This is a genomic window from Streptomyces sp. Act143 (assembly GCF_003143935.1).
In the GTDB taxonomy this organism is placed as follows: Bacteria; Actinomycetota; Actinomycetes; order Streptomycetales; family Streptomycetaceae; genus Streptomyces.
Genome location: NZ_QFRX01000009.1, coordinates 38154 through 60112, shown reverse-complemented (window position 1 = coordinate 60112; position 21959 = coordinate 38154). Strand labels below are relative to the sequence as shown.

General features: G+C 74.6%; 14 protein-coding genes and 1 pseudogene. 5 read left to right on the top strand and 10 right to left on the bottom strand.

The window, feature by feature from the left end:
• Positions 1 to 109 precede the first annotated feature (109 nt).
• The 8 genes from DI272_RS43640 to DI272_RS43605 all read right to left on the bottom strand — a co-directional run bounded on the left by DI272_RS43640 (position 110) and on the right by DI272_RS43605 (position 16246).
• Positions 110 to 337: a DUF6480 family protein gene (locus tag DI272_RS43640; protein ID WP_109501410.1), complete on the bottom strand. Its 228-nt coding sequence runs from the start codon at positions 335 to 337 to the stop codon at positions 110 to 112.
• Positions 334 to 531 carry a hypothetical protein gene (locus DI272_RS43635; RefSeq protein WP_109501409.1) on the bottom strand — a complete coding sequence of 66 codons (198 nt, stop codon included), beginning with the start codon at positions 529 to 531 and terminating at the stop codon, positions 334 to 336. The genes DI272_RS43640 and DI272_RS43635 overlap by 4 nt, the downstream gene beginning before the upstream one ends.
• A 104-nt stretch (positions 532 to 635) precedes the next feature.
• On the bottom strand, positions 636 to 2558 hold the full coding sequence (locus DI272_RS43630; protein ID WP_109501408.1) for a hypothetical protein: 1923 nt from the start codon (positions 2556 to 2558) through the stop codon (positions 636 to 638).
• Positions 2555 to 6775 (bottom strand): DUF5682 family protein, encoded by a 4221-nt coding sequence (locus DI272_RS43625; RefSeq protein ID WP_109501407.1) that lies wholly within the window; start codon positions 6773 to 6775, stop codon positions 2555 to 2557. The genes DI272_RS43630 and DI272_RS43625 overlap by 4 nt, the downstream gene beginning before the upstream one ends.
• Entirely contained in the window at positions 6772 to 7932 is a 1161-nt protein-coding gene (locus DI272_RS43620) for an AAA family ATPase (RefSeq protein ID WP_109501406.1), read from the bottom strand. Before DI272_RS43620 ends, DI272_RS43625 begins: the two co-directional genes overlap by 4 nt.
• Before the next feature lie 173 nt (positions 7933 to 8105).
• A complete protein-coding gene (locus DI272_RS43615) occupies positions 8106 to 13016 on the bottom strand; it encodes a DNA-binding protein (protein ID WP_181387595.1) in 4911 nt (1636 codons plus the stop codon).
• Positions 13013 to 13879, bottom strand: coding sequence for a DUF4132 domain-containing protein (locus tag DI272_RS43610; RefSeq protein ID WP_109501404.1), 867 nt, complete (start codon positions 13877 to 13879; stop codon positions 13013 to 13015). Before DI272_RS43610 ends, DI272_RS43615 begins: the two co-directional genes overlap by 4 nt.
• 336 nt (positions 13880 to 14215) lie before the next feature.
• Positions 14216 to 16246, bottom strand: coding sequence for a DUF1996 domain-containing protein (locus DI272_RS43605; protein ID WP_258314942.1), 2031 nt, complete (start codon positions 16244 to 16246; stop codon positions 14216 to 14218).
• A 357-nt stretch (positions 16247 to 16603) separates the two neighbouring features.
• On the opposite strand from DI272_RS43605, the gene DI272_RS43600 reads away from it, so the two are divergent.
• Positions 16604 to 17101 (top strand): DUF5709 domain-containing protein, encoded by a 498-nt coding sequence (locus DI272_RS43600; RefSeq protein WP_109501402.1) that lies wholly within the window; start codon positions 16604 to 16606, stop codon positions 17099 to 17101.
• Between the two features lie 31 nt (positions 17102 to 17132).
• Here the strand turns inward: DI272_RS43600 and DI272_RS43595 are convergent, their stop codons facing one another.
• Positions 17133 to 17564 carry a VOC family protein gene (locus tag DI272_RS43595; protein ID WP_109501401.1) on the bottom strand — a complete coding sequence of 144 codons (432 nt, stop codon included), beginning with the start codon at positions 17562 to 17564 and terminating at the stop codon, positions 17133 to 17135.
• 110 nt (positions 17565 to 17674) lie between these two features.
• On the opposite strand from DI272_RS43595, the gene DI272_RS43590 reads away from it, so the two are divergent.
• Complete coding sequence (locus DI272_RS43590) at positions 17675 to 18640, top strand: YafY family protein (RefSeq protein ID WP_109501424.1); 966 nt, start codon at positions 17675 to 17677, stop codon at positions 18638 to 18640.
• Here DI272_RS43590 and DI272_RS43585 read toward each other — a convergent pair.
• The gene (locus DI272_RS43585; protein WP_109501400.1) at positions 18603 to 19520 is read right to left on the bottom strand and encodes a glycoside hydrolase family 16 protein; all 918 of its coding nucleotides are present in this window, start codon (positions 19518 to 19520) and stop codon (positions 18603 to 18605) included. The two genes, DI272_RS43590 and DI272_RS43585, sit on opposite strands and share 38 nt — an antisense overlap.
• Positions 19521 to 19833: 313 nt before the next feature.
• Here DI272_RS43585 and DI272_RS43580 point away from each other — a divergent pair, with 313 nt between their 5' ends.
• The 3 genes and pseudogenes from DI272_RS43580 to DI272_RS45865 all read left to right on the top strand — a co-directional run.
• Positions 19834 to 20991 (top strand): aromatic acid exporter family protein, encoded by a 1158-nt coding sequence (locus DI272_RS43580; RefSeq protein WP_109501399.1) that lies wholly within the window; start codon positions 19834 to 19836, stop codon positions 20989 to 20991.
• 32 nt (positions 20992 to 21023) lie between these two features.
• On the top strand, positions 21024 to 21458 hold the full coding sequence (locus DI272_RS43575; RefSeq protein ID WP_109501398.1) for a VOC family protein: 435 nt from the start codon (positions 21024 to 21026) through the stop codon (positions 21456 to 21458).
• A 68-nt stretch (positions 21459 to 21526) separates the two neighbouring features.
• A pseudogene (locus DI272_RS45865) lies at positions 21527 to 21797 on the top strand (carbonyl reductase); the annotation flags it as partial.
• Positions 21798 to 21959: the final 162 nt, after the last annotated feature.

Genomic DNA, 21959 nt, shown 5'->3' with positions numbered 1-21959 from the left:
GTGTCCTCGCTGCGGACGGTTCCTGTGCGCGAGCCGGCTCTCCGGACGCCGTACGGTGTGGTGCCCGCGGTGCCAGACCTGAATGCCGCTCCCGCGGCGCCCGCACCCGCTACGCGATCAGGACCACGGCCATGCCGATCAGTCCGACCGCGATCAGCGCCACCAGCAGCATGATCAGGACGAGCGGCACCGGCCCCCAGGCCTTCCGCAGTTCCGGGGGCTCGGGATGGGAGATGCCGGACGTGCCGGCCTCGCCGGGCGGTGTCTCACCGGGCGGCACGCCGCCTCCCGGTTCGAGTCCCGTCGTCCGCCTCGGCTCCGGGTCGGGGCTTGTCATGGCTCACGCTCCTGTGGGCTGCTCGGTGGTGCCTCAGGGACGGCAGCGTCGTCGGCCGCGTCGTCGCGCTCGTCGTCGCGTTCGCCCTCCGCCTGCGAGGGCGTCGAACGCTCGGGTGCCGGGCCGTCGGAGGTGTCCCGCGGGTCGGGCTCCTCCGGTTCCCCCTCCGCCTGCGACGGGGTCGGATAGGTCATGGTGATCACTCCTGACGGGGTGGCGATCGACCCGTCGGGTACCCCCGTCGACAGCCGGTGACACGACGGGAAGGGATGGCGGAGGGGGAGCGGTGGCCGTGGGATCAGGCCGCGCCGGCCGACGGCTGCCAGGCCGGCTGCCAGGTCGCCTCGACCAGGGCCCGTTCCGTACCGGCCAGACAGACGGCCGCGGCGAGCCACGCTCGCGCGTACCCCTCCGGATCGGCCTGCCGGGTCCGGCCGAACACATCGCGACCCCGCCGATCGGCCTCCGCGGCCAGCGCGTCCGCCAGGTCCGCGGCCGTCCGGAAGCCACTGCGCCGCAGCGCCGCGGCCCCGGAGGCCCGGTCACCGTCCCGGGCGGGCTCGGCGACGGCGCGCCGACCGCCGGAGACCGCGACCTCGACCAGACGCCGCAGCCGCCACAGCGGCGCCTCGGTCACCGGGTCCGCGGGGAGTGCGGGCAGGCCGGTCACCGGCGGCAGTTCCTCCGCCGACGGAAAGTGCGCGCCTTCCAGGCGGTCGTAGCCCAGATCGGCGTGTCCCCGCCACTCGGGCGGCAGCCGCAGCGTCGCCGAGTCCTCCGGCACCGGACCGACCGCCAGCGGCCGGAGTGCCGCGGCCCGGTCGGGATCGAGCCGCCCCAGAACCCGCAACCGCAGTCCCGGCCGAGCGGCCAGCTTGCGGAAGTTGGCCGCATGGGCGAGACCGGGGTGGCTGTTGGCCGGCACCAGCCGGAACAGCAAACCCTGCCCGTCCGCCCCGCCGGGAGACAACTCCCGCGCGAACAGGTGGTCCTCGGTCGCTCCTACGACGACGAGGTCGCAGCCGATCAGTTCCTCGGCGCCCTGTCCCGACCGCTCCGGAGCGGTCTCCCCGCCACCCGAGAGCCGGGCTGCCACTGCTTCGGCCAAGGGACGGCGGAACAGGCGGGCGAGCTGGCCCGAGGTCCAGGACAGACCCGGCACCGGGGTGGCCCGCACCCCCTTGCCGGCGCCGAGGCGACCGTCCGGGGAGAGCGTCGCCCCGGAGATCAGCAGCCCGCCCCGGGACAGCTGGGCGTGATCGACGCTGCCGGAGCCGAGCGCGACGGTGGCCGTGGCGGCACCCCGGGCCCGGGCCGGCCCGCCAGGCTTGACGTCGGCCACCGAGAACCAGCGCCCGTCGTCGGAAAGGACGTGGGTGACGACCCCGCCGTAGCCGGTGGCCGAGATCACCGGCTCCCGGCACACCCCGTGAACTCGCAGACCGCCCCCCGGCCGGTAGCCGCGCCGCGCGGTGCCGACCAGGGCCGGGTCGGGGTCGGAGGCGGCCAACAGGCCGCTGGTGAGCAGCAGTTCGCGCAGCGCGGTCACCAGGTCGGCCAGCCGGTGGCCGTCGTGCCGGGCGCGGGCCGCCCGTACGGCTCGTACCACGCGCAGGGCGGCCGCCTCCGGACGGTGCAGCCCGGCGAGGCGGGCCGTGTGCGCGGCCCGCAGCAGCTCGGCCTGCGGCACGGCGCCCGCCCCCGGCACCCCGGCCGCCAGCACCGCGGCTGCCGCGCCCCACAGCCCGGCCGCGGCCATCACCTGCGCGGCGGTCGGCCCGGTCGGCGGCGCAACCGCCTCCGCCGCGCTCTCGCTCCGCCCGGGCGCTTCCGCGCCGCCCGGCGCCGTACCGGACGCGGGCGTCGCGCTCGTCGCGGGAACGCCGTCGTCGTGGGGCGAGGACTCCGGTGTCTCCACGGCCGTGTCCGCGTCGGCCACGGGGGCGGCACCCAGCACCGCCGTGCGGTGCAGGCACCGGGGCGCGAGCAGGCAGCTGCACTCCGCCTGACCGGCGTCCGTGACCGCGCCGGACGGCCCGGGAGCGAGAGTGACCTCGGCGTCCTCACCGCACCGGACCCGCCGTACGGACCCTTCGACGGTGACGGGCAGGGCCGCGTACGTCTCGATCGCGGCGTCCAGCTTCTTGCGCAGCCGGGACGTCAGCTGCTCCACGGCGGCGGCGACCACCTCGGGCGCCACCGGAGGAAGTTCGGGGTTCATCGGGCCTCTCCGCGGAGACGGTCCCCCACCCAGCGGGCGAGGGCCAGGGGACTGAGGGCTGCGACCGGCATTCCGGCCGCGACCAGCTGCTGGGCCACCGGGACCGAGTAGCGCGGGGTGCCGGTGTCGTCCAGGGCGGCGCATCCCATCAGATGCACCCCGGAGCCGGCGAGGGCGCGTACCTCGCCGAGGAGCCCGCCGAGCGGATACCCCTCCTCGAAGTCGCTCACCACCACCACGAGGGTTCGGCTGGGCACGGTCACCAGGGAGCGGGCGTGCGCCAGACCGGCCGCGATGTGCGTGCCGCCGCCGACCCGGACCTCCAGCAGCAGCGACAGCGGGTCGTCGACGCGGTCCGTCAGGTCGATCACTTCCGTGGAGAAGGCGAGGAAGTGCGTGCTCAGCGTGGGCACTCCGCCGAGGACGGCCGCGGTCAGCGCCGACCAGACGACGGACGCCTCCATCGACCCGGACACGTCGACGACCAGGATCAGCCGCCAGTACGCCTCCTTGCGGGAGCGGGTGCTGAACACCGGCCGTTCCGGCACGACCAGGATGCGGCCGTCCGCCGTCCTCCGGGTGTGGGCGAGGTTCGCCCGCAGGGTGCGCGGCAGGTCGATCCGGCCGCCCGGACGGCGCGTCGGACGCGGCGTGGCCAGGCCCGTCAGTGCCGGGCGCAGCCGGGTGGCCAGTTCCTTGGCCAGTTCGTCGACCAGCCGGCGCACCAGCGGGCGCAGCCGGGCCAGCTGCTGCTCGGGCATTCCGCCGGCCAGGGACAGCACGGAGGTCAGCAGGTCGACCGAGGGACGGACGGCCTTCGGGTCGAGCTCCGCCAGGACGTCCGCGCGGCCCTGGTCGGCGGCCCGGGCGAGGACCTCCTCGCGGACGTCGGCGCCGAACAACGCGTCGAGTTCCTCGGCCCACTCACGGGCGGTCGGGAAGGACGCGTCCTGCCCACCGCCCTGCCCGCCCTCACGCCCCAGGTCCGTGGAGCCTTCGCCGCGGCCGGTGCCGTACAGCTCGTCGAGGGCGTGCGCGTAACGGCGGGCGTTCTGCGGCAGCTTCTCGCTCTCACGACCGAGGAGCAGGCGCCAGCGGTCGGTCGGGGGGAGGTGGAGGGGCGTGGGCGGAGGGAGGGTCGGCGGCGGGGACGTGGGCGGGGTGGTCCGACTGTCGGGGATCTGTGTGGGGGAGGGTGGTGCGGGCGGGATGTCGGGAACGTCTGCGGGGGACGGTGGTGCGGACAGCGTGTCGGGGATGTCCGCGAGGGACGGTGGCGTGGGCGGGGTGTCGGGAGTCTCAGTGCGGGGCGCTGCGGTCGATGTGCCGGTGGTCGCCGTGGACGGTGCGTCCTGGGACGTGGGCAGGATCGTGCCGAGTGGTGGCCGCAGTGATGTGACCGCCGCCCGGCCCGCCGCGTCGGCGGCCGTCCACAGCGCCAGCATCCGTGGCGAGGCGCCGAGTGACAGGTCGAGACGGTCACCCAGACGCTCGGTGACCGTGTCCAGGAGCCGGTCGCGGCCGGCCGGGCTGAGGGTGTCGAACCCACCGCGCAGGGCGGGCAGCCGGTCCAGGAACCCCTGGTCGGTGAGCCCGTCGATGCGGTCCAGCAGCGGGTCCAGCGCGGTCGGCGCCGACTGCAGCAGCGGAGCGGCTCCGCCGAGCAGTCCGGTGAGGCGACGGCTCAGGGCATGCCGCTGCTCCGGCCCGGTGGCGGTGTCGATCCAGCCCGCGGCACGGGAGCCGAGGACGTCCGTGCCGTCGAGGTCGAGCAGCACGCGCGCGGCGAGCGCGGCTCCCTGGACAAGCGGGGAACCGGTACGCGCGAGGTGGTTCAGCGCGTCGTCCATGCGCAGCCCGAGACGGTGCTCGGCCGCGCGGGAGGCGAGCGCGATCAGGGCGCCCGCCTCCTCGGGGTCGTCACTGCCCGCCAGCCCCGGCAGGGACCGGACCGCCGACTCCAGCAGTTCGGCGGCGAGTTCGGCCGCCGTCTGCCGTCCCTCGGGTGTGGTGCCGGGCAGATGGGCCCGCCGCAGCGCCTCCAACAGGTCGAGGGCGGCGAGGAGTTCGGGGAGGGTGGCGCACGCGGGGAGGACCTCGGCGGCGTCCGCCAGGCGCTCCGCGACCAGCGCGGGCAGGTCGCAGCGGGCGGCATCGCGCAGACCGGCGAGCACGAGGGCGCTGGTGGGGCCGCCCTCCGCCGACTCCTTGCGGAAGGTCTCCCGCAGGGTGCCCTCGGCTGCGCGCGCCGCGGTGACGCCCCGGATGCCCGCCAGGTCCAGCCGGACGGGCACGGCCGGGGTCCACGACAGCCGCCACCGGGTGGTGAGCGCGGCCGCGTCGCCCGTACCGGACACCTGGATCGGTTGGCCGTACCCCGCGCCGCAGACGGCGAGCCGTTGCAGGAGGATCTCCCGTCGGCCGTCGAGGGCCGAACGCAAGGGGTCGAGCCGCAGCTCGCGGGCGGCGGGGTCGTCGGGGCCGGGCAGGCGCAGCGCGGCGAGTTCGGCCTCGACGGACGGGCCGAGCCCGGAGCGGGGCGTGCCCGGGGCGATGCGGCCCCGGTCGGTGCCGACCAGCACCGTCTCCAGAGCCTTCGCGAGGGCCCGGCCACGGCCCAGGGGTTCACCCTGGCCCATCACGGTCGTGAGTGCCTCCAGCACCTCACCGCGGCCGGGCGCGGCGAGCCCGCGCAGCCGGGCCAGGTCGGCCGCCACCCGCAGGGTCTCCCGGGCTTCGCCGGTACCGGCCACCTGCCCGGCCGCGCGCAGCTCACGGCACACGTCGGTGATGGCACGGGCGGCGGTCTCGTGCAGCCGACCGGGGTCGCCGGCGGCCATGAAAACCGCCTGCTGCCAGCGCGGGTCGCGGATTCCGGCGGGATAGCCGGAGCGGGAGTCCAGCAGGTCGAAGGCGTACGGCACGAGGGAGGTGACGACGGCGGGGTGCTCGTCGGCGGAGCCGGGGGAGCCGGGGGAGCCGGGGGCGCTCGGCGGCGCTTGCCGTGCCGCGTGCTCCTGGGCGGCGACCGAACCGTCCGGGACCGCGTCGCGTGAATCGGATCCCTCGGTTGATGGGTGGGGCGGGGTGGTGGCCGGTTCGGTCGGTGGGTGTGTTCGGGCGATGGTCGGCTCGGCCTGTGGGTGGGCCTCGGCAGTCATCAGCTCGCCCCGCGCGTGGGGCTCGACCGCAACCCGCTCGCCGAGGGCCGCACCGAGCGGCTGCGTGTCGGTCGGGAGGAGGGCGGGGCGTTCCGGGCCGCGGGGCACGCCGGTCCCCGCCGGGGTCTCCTCGGTCAGCGCCGGTGCGTGGAAGGCGCCGACGACGGCTGCGACCCGGCGGCCACCGGCCGCGGCGCGGCTGATGCACTCGCGCATGTACGCCTCACGCGCCAGATCCACCGTCGGCACCCCGCCCGCGGACTCGGCGTCGCGGCGCAGCGCCCAGCCGACACCCAGGGCGGCGCGGCGGACGGCCTCGGGGGTGCACCCCGGCGCGAGCACCTCCACGCTGCGGTCCCACATGTCGTCCCCGTCCCGCCCGGTTCCGGCCGCGGCGAGCGCAGCCGCGAAGGCCGTGGCCGGCTCGTCACCCGAGCCACGCGGACCTACAACCGGCTCGGAGCCCGCACCGCGCGGCCCTCCGGCGGACCCTGCACCAGTACCGCGCGGCCCTCCGGCGGACCCTGCACCAGTACCGCGCGGTCCTCCGGCGGACCCGGCATCCGCCCCGCGCGGACCCCCGGCGGACCCGGCATCCGCCCCGCGCGGACCCCCGGCCGACCCGGCATCCGCACCGCGCGGCCCCCCGGCCCGCTCGTGGCCCGCGTCGCCATGGTCCCCGTCCGGAGTGTCGCCCCACCGCGGATCCGCCATCGGCAAGTCGCAGCACACGACCTCCACCCCGTGCTCCCGGGCCCAGCGGATCGCGGCGAGTTCAGGTGAGAAGTCGGCGAACGGGTAGAAGCCGAGCCGCCCGCCCGCACCGGCCCCGGCCAGCGCGACCGGGGCGATGGTGCCCGGCGCGCCGAGATGGGGCAGCCACTGCTGGAAGTCGGCGGGCAGCTCCACGCACACGACCTCGGCCCCGGACGCGTCCAGCAGGGCGGGCACGACGGCGGCGAGCGCCGGACTGTGGTGCCGTACGCCCAGCAGGTACGGCACCGTCGAGTCGGCGAGGGCGGTGAGCGCCGCCCTCGGTTCCTGAACGAGTGTCACCGAAGGTTCTCCCGCAGGTCCCAGAGGCGGCGCCAGGTCGCCGAACCGTCCTCGGCGCGGCGGCGCACCGGGCCGTCCCAGTAGCCGAGGAGCCGCGCGTGGTCGGCCGGGTCGTCCTTGCGGACCACGCCCAGCAGATGGCCGGGCACCAGGTCGAGCGAGTCGCCGCCGGGGAGATAGGCGGCGGCCACCCCCAGGGACGCGGCGACCTGGACCGCCTCGGCGGTGGACATCACCGTGCCGGGACGCTCCACGTCCCAGCCCTCGGCCGAGCGCCCCGCCCGCAGGTCACGGAAGACGGTGACCAGGACGTCGAGCACCGCGTCGTCGACACCGAAGGGCGCGCCCGCCCGCTCGACGGCCGCCGTGGCCTGCCGCTTGACGAGGGCGGTCTCCGCCTCGACGTCGGCGATCGGGTGCACGGTCTCGAAGTTGAAGCGGCGCTTGAGGGCGGCGGACATCTCCGACACCCCGCGGTCACGGAGGTTGGCGGTGGCGATGACCGTGAACCCGGGAGCGGCGGCGACCTGGGCGTCCTCGGTGCCGGACAGCTCGGGCACGCTCATCCGCCGGTCGGACAGGATCGACACCAGCGCGTCCTGCACCTCGGGCAGACAGCGGGTGATCTCCTCGACCCGGGCGACCTGCCCGGCGCGCATCGCGGCGAGCACCGGGGAGTCCACCAACGCCTGCGGGGTCGGCCCCTGGGCGAGGAGCAGGGCGTAGTTCCAGCCGTAGCGCAGGGCGTCCTCGGTGGTGCCCGCGGTGCCCTGCACGGTGAGTGCGCTGGTGCCGCTGACGGCCGCCGACAGCAGCTCGGACAGCATCGACTTGGCGGTGCCGGGCTCGCCCACGAGGAGCAGTCCTCGTTCGCCGGCGAGGGTGACCACGCACCGCTCCACCAGGGCGCGCTCGCCCACGAACTTCGGGGCGATGACCAGGTCGTCCGGCAGTCCGGGCTGGGTCTCGGGCAGCTTGAGGGCCTCGCCGCCGCTGCCGCAGACGAACGTGATCACCGCGCGGGGTGTCAGCAGCCAGCCGGGGGGACGGGGGCCGTCGTCATGGGCGGCGAGGAAGGCGAGTTCGGTGGCGAAGCGCTCTTCGGCGGGCAGGGTCTGCCGGGGCGGGAGGGCCGTCACCGTGTCGGTCGGAGGCATGGAGGTCCTTGCTCGGTAGATCGGTATGCGTCGGTGCGTCGGTGCGTCGGTGCGTGGTGTGTCGGTGCGTAAGTGCGTGCGGGGATGTTGAGGCATGGGACGTGGCGGGAACGGGGCGCCCCCGGTGAGCGGGGCACCACCGGTGGACGGTGGCGCCCCGTGGCTGTGTCGCGTCAGCGGCGGCGTCCCCGGCGTGCCCTCTTCAGCTCCTCGAACCGGGGAGCGTCGCCGTCCTGGACGCGCTGCCACGCCCGGCGGTAGAGATCCGCGGCCGGTTCGAGCGGCACGATCACGCCGAACGGCGCGTTCTCGTCGGCCGCCTCGCCGAACAGCGGCAGTTTCCAGCGCTCCAGCGGAACGCGCGGCGCGGACTGCTCGACCCAGCCGCCCGGCAGGAACAGCGACCGTCCGGCCCGGGTCCGGGTGGCCTCGACCACGAGGTCGCCCGCGGCCAGCTCGGCGCGGGCGGCCTTGAGCCGGGCCGGCTTCCAGCCCGTCCACCGGGCCGTCATGCGGTCGGTCGGGTCGGGCATCGCGAGCAGCATCAGATAGAGCGTGGCGGCGTCCTCGCCGAGGCCGTACTCCTTGGCCGCCTGTGTGATCAGCTCGGGTACCGAGCGGCCCGGGTCCTGCGGCCACCAGGTGCCCTCCTTGTCCCGGTCGCCCGCGATCGGCTCGCCGGGGTCGGCGAGCAGAGCGGCGAACCGCTGGTCGCGGACGAGACGCAGGGCCACTTCGGCGGCGTAGGGCTGCTGGTTGTCGACGCGGACCGCGGGCAGGTAGGGGTCCTGCCCGGCCTCGTCGAGCAGGGCGACCCGCAGGCCCGGGGCGGGCTGGTCGTCGTGGGTGGACAGGACGACGGCGCCGTACCGCTCGAAGCCCGGGCCGGTCTCGGTGGGTGCGCCGGCGGTCTTCCGGAAGTCGGGGAGGCTGATGTACCGGCCCAGGTCGAGCATCAGTCCGGGGTGCGCCAGCCGTTCGCGCACCGCGGTCAGGGCCGGAGGGAGTGCGGCCCGGATCGGGTCGCCGGCGGGCAGCCGGTGGGCGAGCCAGGCGAGGAGGCCGACCGAGCCGGTCAGCGTTCCCGCCGTGAAGCCGTCCGTGTCGCTGCCGACGGGCCGCACCCGGTCGCCGCTGACAGCCCACTCCAGGTCCCGGCTGAGCTGGGGGGAGGCGGACGGGGCCAGCAGCGCGGGCAGCGCCTGACGCACCGGCCAGGCGGAGTACCGGAAGGCGCGGACCGCGTCGCTGAGCAGTGCCTCGGGGACGGCGACCCGCTTGCCGACCTCGTCGTTCCACACGGCGGCGGCAGCGGCCACGTCCGGGCCCTCGGTCCACAGGCGGGCGGGCTCGGCGGGCAGCAGGGCGCCCACGACGGCGGCCCGGACGGACCCGTCGACCTCGCTCAGCTCGTCCTTGGCGACCGCGGCAGGAGCCGTCTTCACCCCGATGAGGGTGCGGGCCTCCGCGCTCAGGAAGCTCCGCTCGTAGACGTCGATCCCGGGCAGACCGGCCACGATCAGCCGCGCCATGGTGTCGGTCACCCCGGTCAGCCGGGCGAACTCCTCGGCGGCCGCCGGGAACCAGGGCGCGGGGCCGCGCCGGGCCAGCTCCGCGAGGAACGCACCGAGGCGCCCCACGGCCGACTCCTCGCCCAGCGGCTCCGACGACAGCACCTCGTAGGGCTGCGGCGTCTCGAACCGTCCGGCCGGGTCGTGGAACCAGCCGGTGAAGATGCCGCCTTCGTCGCCGAGCGCGCGGCGTCCCGTCACGGCGACGAAGGCACCGGCGGCGAGCGGGAGCACGCCGTACCACGCGCCGTCGCGCCACTCACCGCCGGGAGCGCGCAGCGGCGCCGCCGCCACGCGCAGAGTCACCTTGCGCCAGTGAGCGGACGCGGCGGGCGCCAGCCCGAGCCGGTCGAACTCGGCGAGCAGCGTGCGCAGGACCTCGCGGTGCTCCTCGCCGGTGGTGCCGGAGGCCGCCCGGTAGGCCAGGGCGGTGACGCGTCCGAGCAGGGGCTCCAGCTCCGGCTCGCCGCTCGGCAGGGCGTGGCCGTCGAGGTGCAGGCGTACGTCGGGACGGTCGGGGAGGGCGGGTTCGGTGCGGCCGGTGGCCCTGGCCAGGACCCGCAGGGCGCGGAAGACGGTGTCGGCCTCGTCGTTCCGGTTCCACCAGTACCGGCGGGACACCCCGAGTCCGTTCATCGCGTCCGTCAGCAGCCGGTCCGCCGGTCCGGCCGGCCCCTCGTCCTCCAGACCGCCTTCGAGGGCGCGGGTGAGCCGGGCCGCCGCCGCGTCCAGCACGGCCTGCTGCGCCGCGGCATGGCGGGCGACCCCGGCGATGCCCTTCACGAGCGCTTCGTGGGTGACCGGCAGGAGGGCGCGGATCGCGTCGGGCAGCGCGTCCTTCTTGTCGTCGCTCGCCGCCGCGGCCAGCAGCGCTGCCGCCGTGTCGCGGTCGATGCCCCGCAGCGCCTTGGAGCCCTCCGGGTCACGCGGCGTCAGGCACTCCCAGTACTGCACGGGCGGCAGCAGCAGGGTGCCCTCGCCGAAGATCCCGGGGGTGCGGTCGGTCTTGCCCCAGGCAGTGACGACCCCGTCGGCGTCGACCACTTCGAGCTGCCAGTTGTTGCGCACGACGGCGCTGGGCCGCTCGGCGCCGGGGAACGTCACGATCGCGGTCGGACGGCCCGCCTGCGCGGGCACGGTGACGGTGCGTCCGGCGAGGTCCTCGGCGCGCAGCGAACCGTCCGGCAGCTGCACCACGCGCAGGCCCGTCAGTCCGTTCACCGGCAGGCAAGCCGGGGTGGCTTCGGCGGTCGGGGAGGGGAGCAGCCGTCCGCCCGCGTACTCGCTGCCCTCGGGCGCGTCGCGCAGGGCGTCGGCCAGGAAGGCGGGCTTGCTCATGCGGCCGCGTTGCTGGGTGGCCGGGTCGTACTCGTACCAGCCGTGCGTCTCGCGGTCCTCGGAGTCCGCGTGCCACACCCAGTGGGAGGAGCCGTCGAAGAGCAGCGGCCGTTCGTCGGGCAGGGTGGTGTCCCCGGCGTGCAGGACACCGCGACCGGTGGTCCGGCCGCCCTCCGGCAGGGGCAGGGTGAGGGGGAAGTCGCCCCGGTACCAGTCCATCTCGGTGCCCCGCGTGCCGTGCGGGCCCTTGAGGGACTCGACGCGGTCGGCACGGGAGTGCCAGTAGCCGCGCAGGCCGTCCTTGCGGGAGTTCCAGTAGACGAGGAGTTCACCGTCCACGTGGTGGAAGCCCGGGTCGCCCGACACGTCGTTCGCGGGCAGCCGCAGGTCGTGGGTGAGCAGCGTGCCCTCGGCGCCGATCACGCGGGCCTGGGCCTGGCCCGCGACGACGAGATGGGGCCAGGCGTCGGCGACGATGACGTCCTCCACCCGGTCCTTGGGCACGAGGCCGGCGGTCGCCTCCTCCCAGGCGGGCCAGCCGAGTTCGTCGAAGAGCCCGGCGCGCAGGGTGCGGGCCAGCACCGGCGCGAGATCGGTGCCGACCGCCGCGCGCACGTCGTCCTCGGCCAGCGCCAGCGCCTCGGCGGGCAGCCAGCCCAGCCGGGCCAGCGCGTTCGGCAGACCGGGCAGGCCTACTGCGGTGAACCGCCGTACGACCGAACTCACCCACTCCGCCAGCCAGGGTCGGCCACCGGGAGCGGCCGCCAGCAGACGGATGGCGCGCAGCGCCTGGTCGTCGTGGTGGAAGTGGTCCGCGCCGCGCAGGAAGGCGTCCCGGAAGCGCGGGTCGGCGCCCAGGAACACCAGGTCGCGCTGCCCCTCGCCCAGGGCCCAGGCCTTCAGCGGCAGGTCCTCGTTCTTGTGCGGCGCGGCCACCGGCACGTCCAGGGACAGCAGCAGGTCGATCAGATCAATGTCGTGCTGCACCTTCAACGCCCGCCCGGACGCGGCGAGTTCGGTACGCAACCGCGCTGCCGCCCGCTCCACCAGCGGGTACAGCTCCGGCATCCGGGTCGGACCGCGCCAGGACCGGGCCCGCTCCCGGAACACCAGGAAGCGCTCCAGCCAGCCCGCCGTACCGTCACCCGGCCGTTCCTCCGCGGGCAGCGAGCCGTCCCACAGCCCGGCCGTGGCGCCGGACGCCTCCAGCACCTGGAGCCACATCACGGGCAGGTCGTCGTCGCTGCCGGCGGGCAGCGTGTCCAACAGGGCGCCCCGCACCCGCCGTTCACGCTCGGCCAGCGCCACCAGGGCCGTCCGGTGCCCCTTCCACCAGCCGGCCGCGGCCCGCAGTGTGGCCGGCAGTCCCAGCAGCTCGGCCAGGTAGTCCTGCTCGGCGCGGTCGGCGTCCTCGCCTGCGGCCCGCGCCAGCCTGCGCAGGTCGTTGGCCATCTGGGCGGACGGCGGCAGACCGCCCGCCGTACGGCGCAGACACAGCCGGGTGAAGCGGCGCAGCGCCTCCTCGGCCGACACGCGCGCGGCCAGCTCCTTGCCGTACGCGGAGAGCACCTTGACCGGCAGCGCACCGGCCAGCGCGAACTCCAGGAAGACCGCGTCCAGGCGCTCCTCCTCCACCGTCAGCCCGTGCTCCGCCTCGGCCTTGCGGGCCCGGGTGAACAACTGGGCGGCGTAGGTGGCGTTCTCCTCGGCGAGGAACACCCGCCCGGCCTGCTCGTAGAACGTCGGCAGGAAGTGCGGCACCGACGCCGCGAGCCGGCTCCCGAGTTCCAGATAGGCGTCCATCGCCGCCTTGGGACGGGACTTCGCCTGCCGGGCCGCCCGCTCCAGGTCCGGTACGACGCCCAGGGCGTGATGGCCGTCCTCGGGGTGGTGCACCAGCACCCACTCGGGAAAGCCCAGCGACTGACGCAGCCCCAACCCCACGACGGCCGGCTCGGCGTCCTGTTCCATGCCCAGGAACCCGGCGGCCAGGTCCTCGGCCGCGCCCAGTTCACCGGCGACCAGCCGCACCACCACACGGTCGTCCAGCCCCGGATGGCGGTAGGCGCGCGCCGTCAGCGGCACCGCCCGCTCGCCGGCCCCCTCGGTGTCCGGCGGCAGCACCGCGCCCGCCGACAGCAGTTCCTCGTACGACACCTGCGTCCCCCCGCTCATGCGCTCTTGCCCTCTTCGATCACGCGCCCGGCGTACAGCGCCGCGGCCATCCGCATCCCCTCCGACCACGCCACCGGCCCGACCTCGCGCAGCGGCAGGGCCCGCCCCTCCTGGTCCTGCCAGGTGAGGCTGCCGGTCTCCACCGTGTCCTCCCAGTACGGCTCCCCGATCCACACCGAGGCCTCGACGGTCCGCCCGCCGTCCCGCACCCGGGCGGTGGAGTAGCCCCCGGAGACCCGGTATCCGAGCGAGCCGGCGCGGGCGGCGAGGGCGAAGCGGGACCGGAAGGAGCCGCCGGTGAACTCCCGTATCTCGGTGGCCTTCGGATCGAGGTCGTCGGGCCGCTGCCAGGTCGCCCGGTGGATCTGCTCGACGCGCTGGACGATGCCCAGCTCCGCCGCGAACTCCCGGACGTCCTCCAGGTCCGGCAGCAGCACCGGGTGCGGCAGCGTGACCGTGCGCGGGGACAGCCGTACGGTCTCGCCGTCCAGGTTCACCACCCGCAGTTCGCCGTCCTCGGTGGCCCCGCGCAGGAACCCGACCTCGTCCGGGTCGTCTCCCACGACGGCCATGTCGCGCAGCGCGGACTGCCAGGCCTCGTCCGGCCACACCCGGGCCAGCAGACCGGTGGGCACGGGCAGCGACGACACCATCCAGGAGTCGACCTGCGCGACGCAGGCCGTGGCGTGCCGATCCAGCCATTCGGCGAACCGTCGCAGCCGGTCCACCTCCGGGTGGTCGCGCAGCGCACGCGGCAGCGACTTCAACTGCCGTCCCGCCGCCCGGCCCGCGGTGGCACGCGCCGCCACCCGCCCGTCCACCAGGGCGACTTCATACCCGTCACCCGCCGAGAGCCAACCCACGAGTCCCCGCCTTCCGCATCAGCACAGCAAGAAGAAAGCACAGTTCAGCCGGGGACATCCCGGCGCCAGTGCGACGATGCGAGGAACGTTAGCGGCGATCACTGACAATCGGTCCCGGAGGCCGGGGACAAGGCCTCGGCGGTGGAGCGCGGAGGCGGCCGGGAGCGCGCGGCGCGCGCCCCGGCCGAGGTCGATCAAGGCGCCTGTGCACCAATCTGGCGGTGATGACGGTCGCTTGCGTTGTCGGGCGTTTTCGGACAGTCGGCGGAGTGCGGCATGCCCCCGACCGGCCTCGGTCGGGGGCATGCCGCACTCGGTTCCGGGCGCGGGCCCGGCTCAGACGTAACGGCGCCTGGTGCGTCGCAGGAGGACGAACCCGGAGATCAGCAGCACCGCTCCGGCCGCGGCCGGCCACAGCTGGGTACCGGTCTCGGCGAGGCTGCCCCCGCCGCCCTGCGGCTCGGTCTGGGCACCGAGCGGAGGCTGCGCCACCGCACCCGTCGAGGGGCTCTCCGAGGCGCCTGCCGCGTTGTCGCCCTCGGCGGACTGTGTGGCGGGTCGTTGCGTGGCCGAGGGGGAGGTGTACGTCCTGGGCTCGTCGGCGGCGGGTGCGGTGCTCTCGCCCGCGGTCGGCGGTTCGGAGGCCGGCGTGGGCTGCTCCTGGGGATCGTCCTGGGAGCCGCCGTTGTCGTCCGCGCCGTTGCCGTTGCCGTTGCCGTTGTCGTTGTCGTCACCGGAACCGGGCGCAGGAGCCGTCGTGTTGTCGGCACCGGAACCGGGTTCCTGGGTGGCGCCGTCATCGGAGCCGTTGCCGCCACCGCCGTTGTCGTCGCCTCCGTTGTTGCCGCCGTTGCCGTTCCCGTTGTCGCCGTTGCCGGGCTCCTCGGCCCCGCCCCCGCCGGCACCCGCACCGCACTGGCGGCCGTCGTTGATGCAGCCGACCATCTCGTTCATCAGATCCTCGTCGAAGACGTTGATGAAGTCGCCGTGGTCGGTGACGGGCTTGTGCAGCTGCTCGGGGAAGGAGTCCACGGCGAACAGCGGAGTGGTGCGGCCGCCGTCCTGCAGGCTCGGCGCGTCGATGTCGTAGACGATGCGCTGGACGAGCTGCGGGATGGCCTTGAAGCCGGCCGGGCAGGCACCGTCGGCCTGGGCGAACGCCACGTGGGTGCGGTGGTTGGCGCTGTCGATGTTGCGGCCGTCCCAGCAGCTCTGGAACTTGAAGGTGCGCACCACGTCGCTGCCCTGCGGACACAACGGGTACTTGTCCTTCAGCTGGCGGTCCTCGAACCCGGTGCAGCTCCAGGACGCGTTGGCGTTGGCGGTGCCGTTGACGAACGCCTTGGCGTCGCCGGTGATGATGCGCAGCAGCCGCGGCATGGCCGTGACCTTGCCGGCCGGGCTGCCGACGAAGGTGAGGGTGACCTCCTTGGGCGTGACGATCTCACCCGCGTTGCCCTCGACGCCGCCGCCGGGCGAGTTGGCGTCCTGTTCCTGTGTGCCGTTCTGAAGCCGGACCACGGGCCAGTAGTACGTGGACTTGTCGCCCTGGTCGACACAGGTCGTCTCGGCGTTCGCCAGGTCCTCGTCGCTCGCGAAGGCGGTGTTGGACTGGTTGCCGACGTAGTCGTGGAAGTGGTGGGCGCCGTTCGAGACTCCCGGGGCCACGATCACGTTGTCCGAGTTGAACAGGCCGTTGGCGTTCACGCCGCAACTGGTGGCGAAGGTGCCCTTGGAGGCGTCGGCCCCGGCGTTCGCGGCCGGTGCGGCGGGCGGCGCGGTGGTGATGTCGGCGTAGTCGGCAGCTACGGGGCCGTTGCCGGCCTGGCCGCCGTTGCCCTGCTGCTGACCGCCTTGCTGCTGACCGCCCTGCTGTTGGCCGTCCTGGCCCTGGCCGTTCTGGTCACCCTGCCCCTGCTGGCCGTCCTGAGCCCCGTTCTCCCCGGCCTGGTCTTCGGCCTGGTCGTCGGCTTGGTCGTCGGACTCGCGGAGCGTGCACGCCGCCAACTGGTCGAGGCCGTCGGGTCGTTCCCCCGTCCCTTCGAGGGCGGCGGCGATGCGCTCGATCGTCGCCGCCCGGTTCTCGGAGAGCGGATTCACGACCCGGTTCACGGCGGTGTCACGGTCCTGCACCGCCGGGTCCTGCAACATCTGGTAGGCCTGGGCCGTCTGCTGGTCCAGCTGGGCGAGCTCCTTGTCGACGTCCGCCCGCGCGTCGTCGGGCACGCTGGTCAGCGCGTCCCCCACGTCGGGGCAGTCGATGGTGCCCGCTCCCCAACCACCGTCGGCCGACAGGGTCGTCGGAGAGGTGTCCTCGGTCGCGGAGGCGTACACGTTCGCGGCCACCAGGCCACCACCTCCCAGCATGAGAGCCACGGCGGCAAAGGTCGCCCGCCGCGCACCTGTTGGGCGTCTGCGCTTACTGCGTCCCACGGAAATACTCCTGCGTAGGTGGTCGGTCCCGGCATGGAAATCCCCCGGACCCATACGGACGCGGAGAGACCCGTGTTCAACCGCCCCGGAAATTCACAGCACCCTCATACGTGCCGCGGGGCTCCGCAGGAGGTCAGCGCCCCCTTCCGGCGCCCAGGTCCGGCACGCGCGCGTACGCGCCTCCGGCCCGTCCGCCTCCGGTCAGGGAACAGGTGTCACGTCCTGGGTACTCGGTACTCCCCGCAGACGAAAACACGCAGAACCAGCCCGCAGTACGTCCGGGAGGCGATCATGAGCGGTGAGGACATGGCGGACGACGTCTACCAGCCCACGGGCAGCAACGAGGACCAGGAGGACGCCGCTCCGCTGGATCTTCAGGACGCCGTGGACGAGCGCACCTACGACGACATGCTGGACGAGGGGTACTCGCCGCCCGAGAAGCCGCTGGGCGTGACCAAGACGGGCACCACGGCGGCCGAGCAGCGGGAAGGCGAGTCCCTGGACGAACGGCTGAGCCAGGAAGTCGCCGATGTGACGGAACCGGCCGGGGACGGGATCGGGGACACCCCCGGGGCCACGGGCGAACCACGTGACCCGGAGGTCGGCGCCGATCGCGCCGGCCGGCTGGTGGCGCCGGACGAGGGCGCCCACGAGGACACCACCAAGGAACTGGTCGCCGAGGACGAGGGCATCGACGGCGGCGCGGCGGGCGCCGAGGAGGCCGCGGTGCACGTCGTCCGGGAGGACCGGCTGCCCTCGCCCGGCGAAGGGAGCGAACGGGACGAGTAGAGCGAACAGGTGGACCGTGGCGGCAGCCGGCTCAGGCGGGGTACGGGGCGGCGACGTCCAGGACCCAGGTGACGCCGAAGCGGTCGGTGAGCATGCCGTACAGCGGTGCCCACGGCGTCGGCGCCGGCGGACGTACGACGGTCGAGCCCGCCGAGTCGGCGGCGAGCCTGCTCCACAGGGCGGCCACCTCTTCGGCGTCGTCACCGCGCACGGAGACGAAGAAGGGGCTCTCGCCCTGGCTCCAGGGCAGGTCAGCGGGCACGTCGTAAGCCATGACGTGGAAGCCGTCGTCGCCGGTGACCTCGCCCCACACCACCCAGTCCGCCTCGCTCTCGTCGCGCACGGCGCCCGCATCCTTGTACGTGACCATGACGGCACGGCCGCCGAAGACGGACCGGTAGAAGTCCAGGGCCTCGCGCGCGGTGCCGCGGAAATTCAGGTGGGTGGTGGTCGTGACGGACATGATCTGCTCCTCGCTCGGATGTGCAGGGCCGGCCGTGCGGACGGCTCATGCGCCACCCTGACGGAGGTAGCGGACAGGACGTGTCCGCTACCCCGGGGACCATGGATCCCATGCGGAAAACGTCCTCCCGGCTGCTCGCGCTTCTCTCCCTGTTGCAGACGCACCGTGACTGGGCCGGCGAGGAGCTCGCCGGGCGGCTCGACATCACCGCGCGCACCGTGCGCCGCGACATCGACCGCCTGCGCGAACTCGGCTACCGGATCACGACCGTCAAAGGGCCGGGCGGCGGCTATCGCCTGGCGGCCGGTACCCAGGTGCCGCCCATGCTGTTCGACGACGACCAGGCCGTGGCCCTGGCCGTCGCGCTGCAGACCGCGGCCACCGGCACCGCCGTCGCCGAGGACGCCGCCCGCGCCCTGGCCGCCCTTCGCCAGGTCCTGCCGCCCCGCCTGCGGCACCGGGTCGACCTGGTGCGCGTGACGGCTGTCCCCTCGCCCGGGGCTCCCGAGGCGCCGCGGATCGACGCCCAGGTGCTGACGGAGCTGAGCCGCGCCGTCCACGGACGCGAGGAGCTGCGCCTCGACCACACCCCGGGGCACGGCGTCCCGGCCGACGAACCCCGCCGGGTGCAGCCCCACCACCTGGTCACCTGGCGGGATCGCTGGTACCTCGTCGCCTGGGACCTGGACCGGGAGGACTGGCGCACCTTCCGCGTCGACCGCATCCGTCCCCGCACCCCCACGGGGCCCCGCTTCGCCCCGCGTGAACTCCCCGGCGGCGATGTCGCCGCCTTCGTCACCAGCCGGTTCCGCGGCAGCGACGGCACCACCCCCGACTGGCCCTGCCGGGGCGAGGTCGTGCTGCACCTCCCGGCCGCTGACGTCGCGCCCTTCGGCTCCTGGTCATGGACCGGACTCGCCGCCGCTCTCGGTCACTTCGACACCGACATCGAAGTCATCGGCCCGCCTCAACTGGCGACGGCGTTCGCGGAGTTGGCCGCCCGGTACGCGCGTGCCGCCGGTTCGGCGCCGCGCGCCGCTACTTCCAGTCGTAGGCGTACGCCGCGACCCAGGTGATGTCGAGCTGAGCGCTGCTTCCCGGCGCCGCCCCGGGGCCCTCCAGCGCGCTCTCGTTCTGCAGCACCCAGGACAGCGGCTGGTCGGGCACGTCGCGGGTGTCGTGTCCGATCTGCCGGCCGTCGACGAAGAAACGGACGTGCCCGGGCGTCCACTCCGTGGACACGGTGTGCCACTGCGTCCAGTCGTCGCTGCCGGGGAAGTAGCCCTGCTCGCCGCCCCCGCACGGATGATGGAACGCCGTCAGCTCGCCGGTCCACTCGCCCTCGGGATGGTCCATCTCGCAACCGCCCCCGTAGTGCAGCCAGGCGGACTTGTAGCCCGGCGCCGCCTTCGTCACCTTGATGCGTGCGCTGTACTTGCCGTACGCCATTTCCATCACGGCCCGCGGGACCACCGCGGCGGCGTGCACCGGACCGCCGTCCGCGGGCCGCCACATGCGGATGGTCATCCGTCCGTCGCCGTCGGCCGCCGGCCCCACGCTGACGGTGTCCTCGGGGTGGTAGACACCGACCACGTCCCGGTCCCGGCTGTTGGCGGTGTCGCGCCAACCCGTCGGATAGGCCCACCAGTTGTCGCGGTACGCGCCGCTCAGCCCCCCGCAGTGGGCCGCGGACGTGTCGACGTCGTGCTCGCAGTCGCTGAACGCGCCCAGCGGCACCACATCGCCGTTGAAGTCCTCCGCGAGGACCTGCCAGAAGGGGCCGCAGTCACCACGGGGCAGGTGGACGCTCGTACTGCGGCAGGCGTCGGCCGCGCCGTCCGCGGCGGGCGCGCCGTCCGCGCGAGGGAGTCCCAGGAGGCCGGCCGCGGTCAGCACGACCGCGGAGACGACCACAAGTGCCTTCCGGTGGTGGCGCGGTGCGGCATGTGAACCCATTCCGAGGCTCCCTCGATACCTGCCAAGCGTGCCAAGCCTTACGAGCTTTCCGAGCTTTCCGAGCCTTACGAGCTTTCCGAGCCTTCGAGCCTTCGAGCCTTCGAGTCTTCGAGTCTTCCAAGGCTGCAGAGACCAGCATCCTCGCGCGCGAGTCCGTCGCGGGGCCATCCCCGCAACCGCCCGGGAAACGGACGATCGCGATCCGTACGGCCGCACGGCCGCGCGCCGCTCCCGAGCGCCCGGCCGAGGAGGTACTCGCTTTCCCTGCCGGGCCACAGGTGCGGCTCGTGCCAGGCGTGGCACTTGGTGTGCCATGGAGTGGATCGGCAGGACGGCTCGGGCGGCCCGCTGGCGTGCCGCAACCGCGATGCGTGCGGTGCGGCGGGCGTGGGCGGGGCCGGGTCGGGAGCGGGACGTGGTGGCGCAGGCGGGCAAGGCGGCGCTGGCCGCCTGGATCGCGTGGGCCGTCGCGGGCTGGTGGCTGGCGGCGCCGCTGGCGTTCGTGGCGCCGTGGGTGGCGGTCGCACTGGTGGAGTCGACGGTGTACCGGTCGGTCGCGCACGGGCTTCAGCAGCTCGCGGCGATCGCGGCGGGCACGGTGGTGGCCACCGCCGCGGCGATGGTGCTGGGGGACGCGATGGTCACCATGGCGGTCGTGCTGCCGCTGGTGCTGCTGCTGGGGCAGTGGCGGCGGCTGGGGAGCCAGGGCATCTTCGGCGCCACCGGGGCGCTGTTCGTGCTGACGGGCGGCGAGGTCACGCTCGCCGGGGCGGCGGCACGCCTGACGGAGGCGGTGTTCGGCGCCCTGGTCGGGGTGGCGGTGAACGCGCTGATCAGGCCCCCGACCTACCTGCGGGACACGCGCGCCGCGCTCGCGGAGGCGGCCCGCGAGGCCCGTGACATCTTGGACGACGTGGCCGACGGGCTGACCGCCGCCGCGTGGGACGGCCACGAGGCCGGTGTACGACACGAGCGCGCCCTGCGGCTGGGCCGCCTCGTCGACCGGGCGAGGTCGGCGATCGGCTGGAGCGAGGAGAGCCTCCGGGGCAATCTGAGGCGGCCCCGCAAGCAGGGCGCGGTCCCGCCCGGCACCACGTACGCCGACGCGCTGGCCGTGCTGGACTACGTCGCCGTCCACACGGCGGGCGTGACCCGCACCGTGCGCGAGGCGGCGGAGGGCGCCACGTCCAGGCCGGCCGGCACCGTCACCACCGCCTACGCGGACTTTCTCCGTGAGACGGCGCGGGCCGTGCACCTGTACGGCGAGTACCGCCTCGCCACGGACGGTCAGGACGAGACCACCGCGCGGGCGCTGCACGAAGCCGCCGAGCGGCTGCGGCACACGCTCGACGCCCTGCGCCGACAGCTCCCGGGTGCCGCACCCGACGACCCCGACGCGCTGGTCACGTACGGAACGCTGCTCGCGCAGGCGCACCGCCTGGCCGACCACCTCGGGGCGAAACGGGTGTGACGGCGGACCGGGGCACCGGCTAAGGTGCGTCGATGTCATCGATCAAGAAATTCCAGGTCACCTTCGACTGCGCGCAGCCGGAGCGCGTCGCCCGCTTCTGGTGCGAGGTACTGGGATATGTGGCACCGCCGCCGCCGGAGGGGTTCGCCACCTGGGACGAGTACAACGCGGCCCAGGCCCCGGAGGACCGGGACGCGTGGTTCGCCTGCAGTGATCCCTCCGGCGTCGGCCCGCGCCTGTACTTCCAGCGCGTCCCCGAAGGCAAGGTCGTCAAGAACCGGGTGCACCTCGACGTGCGGGTCGGCACCGGGCTGGTGGGGGAGGAGCGCCTCGCCGTGCTCGAAGCCGAGTGCGCGCGACTGATCGCGCTCGGCGCGGTGCGCGTACAACTGCTGCGCGCCGACGGTGTCAACGAGTCCTGCATCGTGATGCAGGACGTCGAGGGCAACGAGTTCTGCCTCGACTGAGCCTGGCGAGCGTCCCCAGCCGCGGTTCCGGGTGACGACGTTCTCCGGACCGCGGTCCTCGGACGCCCCCGGCCGGCACCGCCGTGCCCTTCAAGGTGGCGCAGGTCGCCGCGGTCCGCGCGGTCGCCGCCGAACGCCGTGAACACGACCTGGCCACCGGCACGTTGATCGCCCCGGTGTGTCCCGGCATGGTCGGCACCGCCACCTCGGGCCCCTGGTTCACCGACCACAGCCACGCCCAGTCGCCGCCCCGGGCCGCCGCGGTTGTACTCGATCTGATCCTCGCCGAGAAGGCCGATCCCGCGCTACGGCGAACTGGTGCGCTTCGGCGCGGCGTTGCCCTCCTGTTCCACCGGCGGTGTGCCGTCGTGCCAGTGTCTCGTCGGTGCGGCGCAGCACCTCTCCGTACTGCGCGAGGACGGTCGCGGACCGGTCCTCCAGGGCCCCGACGATGAGTTTCGCCCGGAGCGGGAGTCTCCTCTGCCGACCGTCCCCAGGGCG

Coding starts and splice junctions, on each gene's coding strand:
- DI272_RS43575 (WP_109501398.1), top strand. CDS start 21,024: ATGTCATCGATCAAGAAATTCCAGGTCACCTTCGACTGCGCGCAGCCG.
- DI272_RS43630 (WP_109501408.1), bottom strand. CDS start 2,558: ATGAACCCCGAACTTCCTCCGGTGGCGCCCGAGGTGGTCGCCGCCGCC.
- DI272_RS43635 (WP_109501409.1), bottom strand. CDS start 531: ATGACCTATCCGACCCCGTCGCAGGCGGAGGGGGAACCGGAGGAGCCC.
- DI272_RS43580 (WP_109501399.1), top strand. CDS start 19,834: ATGGAGTGGATCGGCAGGACGGCTCGGGCGGCCCGCTGGCGTGCCGCA.
- DI272_RS43585 (WP_109501400.1), bottom strand. CDS start 19,520: ATGGGTTCACATGCCGCACCGCGCCACCACCGGAAGGCACTTGTGGTC.
- DI272_RS43620 (WP_109501406.1), bottom strand. CDS start 7,932: ATGCCTCCGACCGACACGGTGACGGCCCTCCCGCCCCGGCAGACCCTG.
- DI272_RS43595 (WP_109501401.1), bottom strand. CDS start 17,564: ATGTCCGTCACGACCACCACCCACCTGAATTTCCGCGGCACCGCGCGC.
- DI272_RS43615 (WP_181387595.1), bottom strand. CDS start 13,016: ATGAGCGGGGGGACGCAGGTGTCGTACGAGGAACTGCTGTCGGCGGGC.
- DI272_RS43590 (WP_109501424.1), top strand. CDS start 17,675: ATGCGGAAAACGTCCTCCCGGCTGCTCGCGCTTCTCTCCCTGTTGCAG.
- DI272_RS43600 (WP_109501402.1), top strand. CDS start 16,604: ATGAGCGGTGAGGACATGGCGGACGACGTCTACCAGCCCACGGGCAGC.
- DI272_RS43640 (WP_109501410.1), bottom strand. CDS start 337: ATGACAAGCCCCGACCCGGAGCCGAGGCGGACGACGGGACTCGAACCG.
- DI272_RS43605 (WP_258314942.1), bottom strand. CDS start 16,246: ATGCTGGGAGGTGGTGGCCTGGTGGCCGCGAACGTGTACGCCTCCGCG.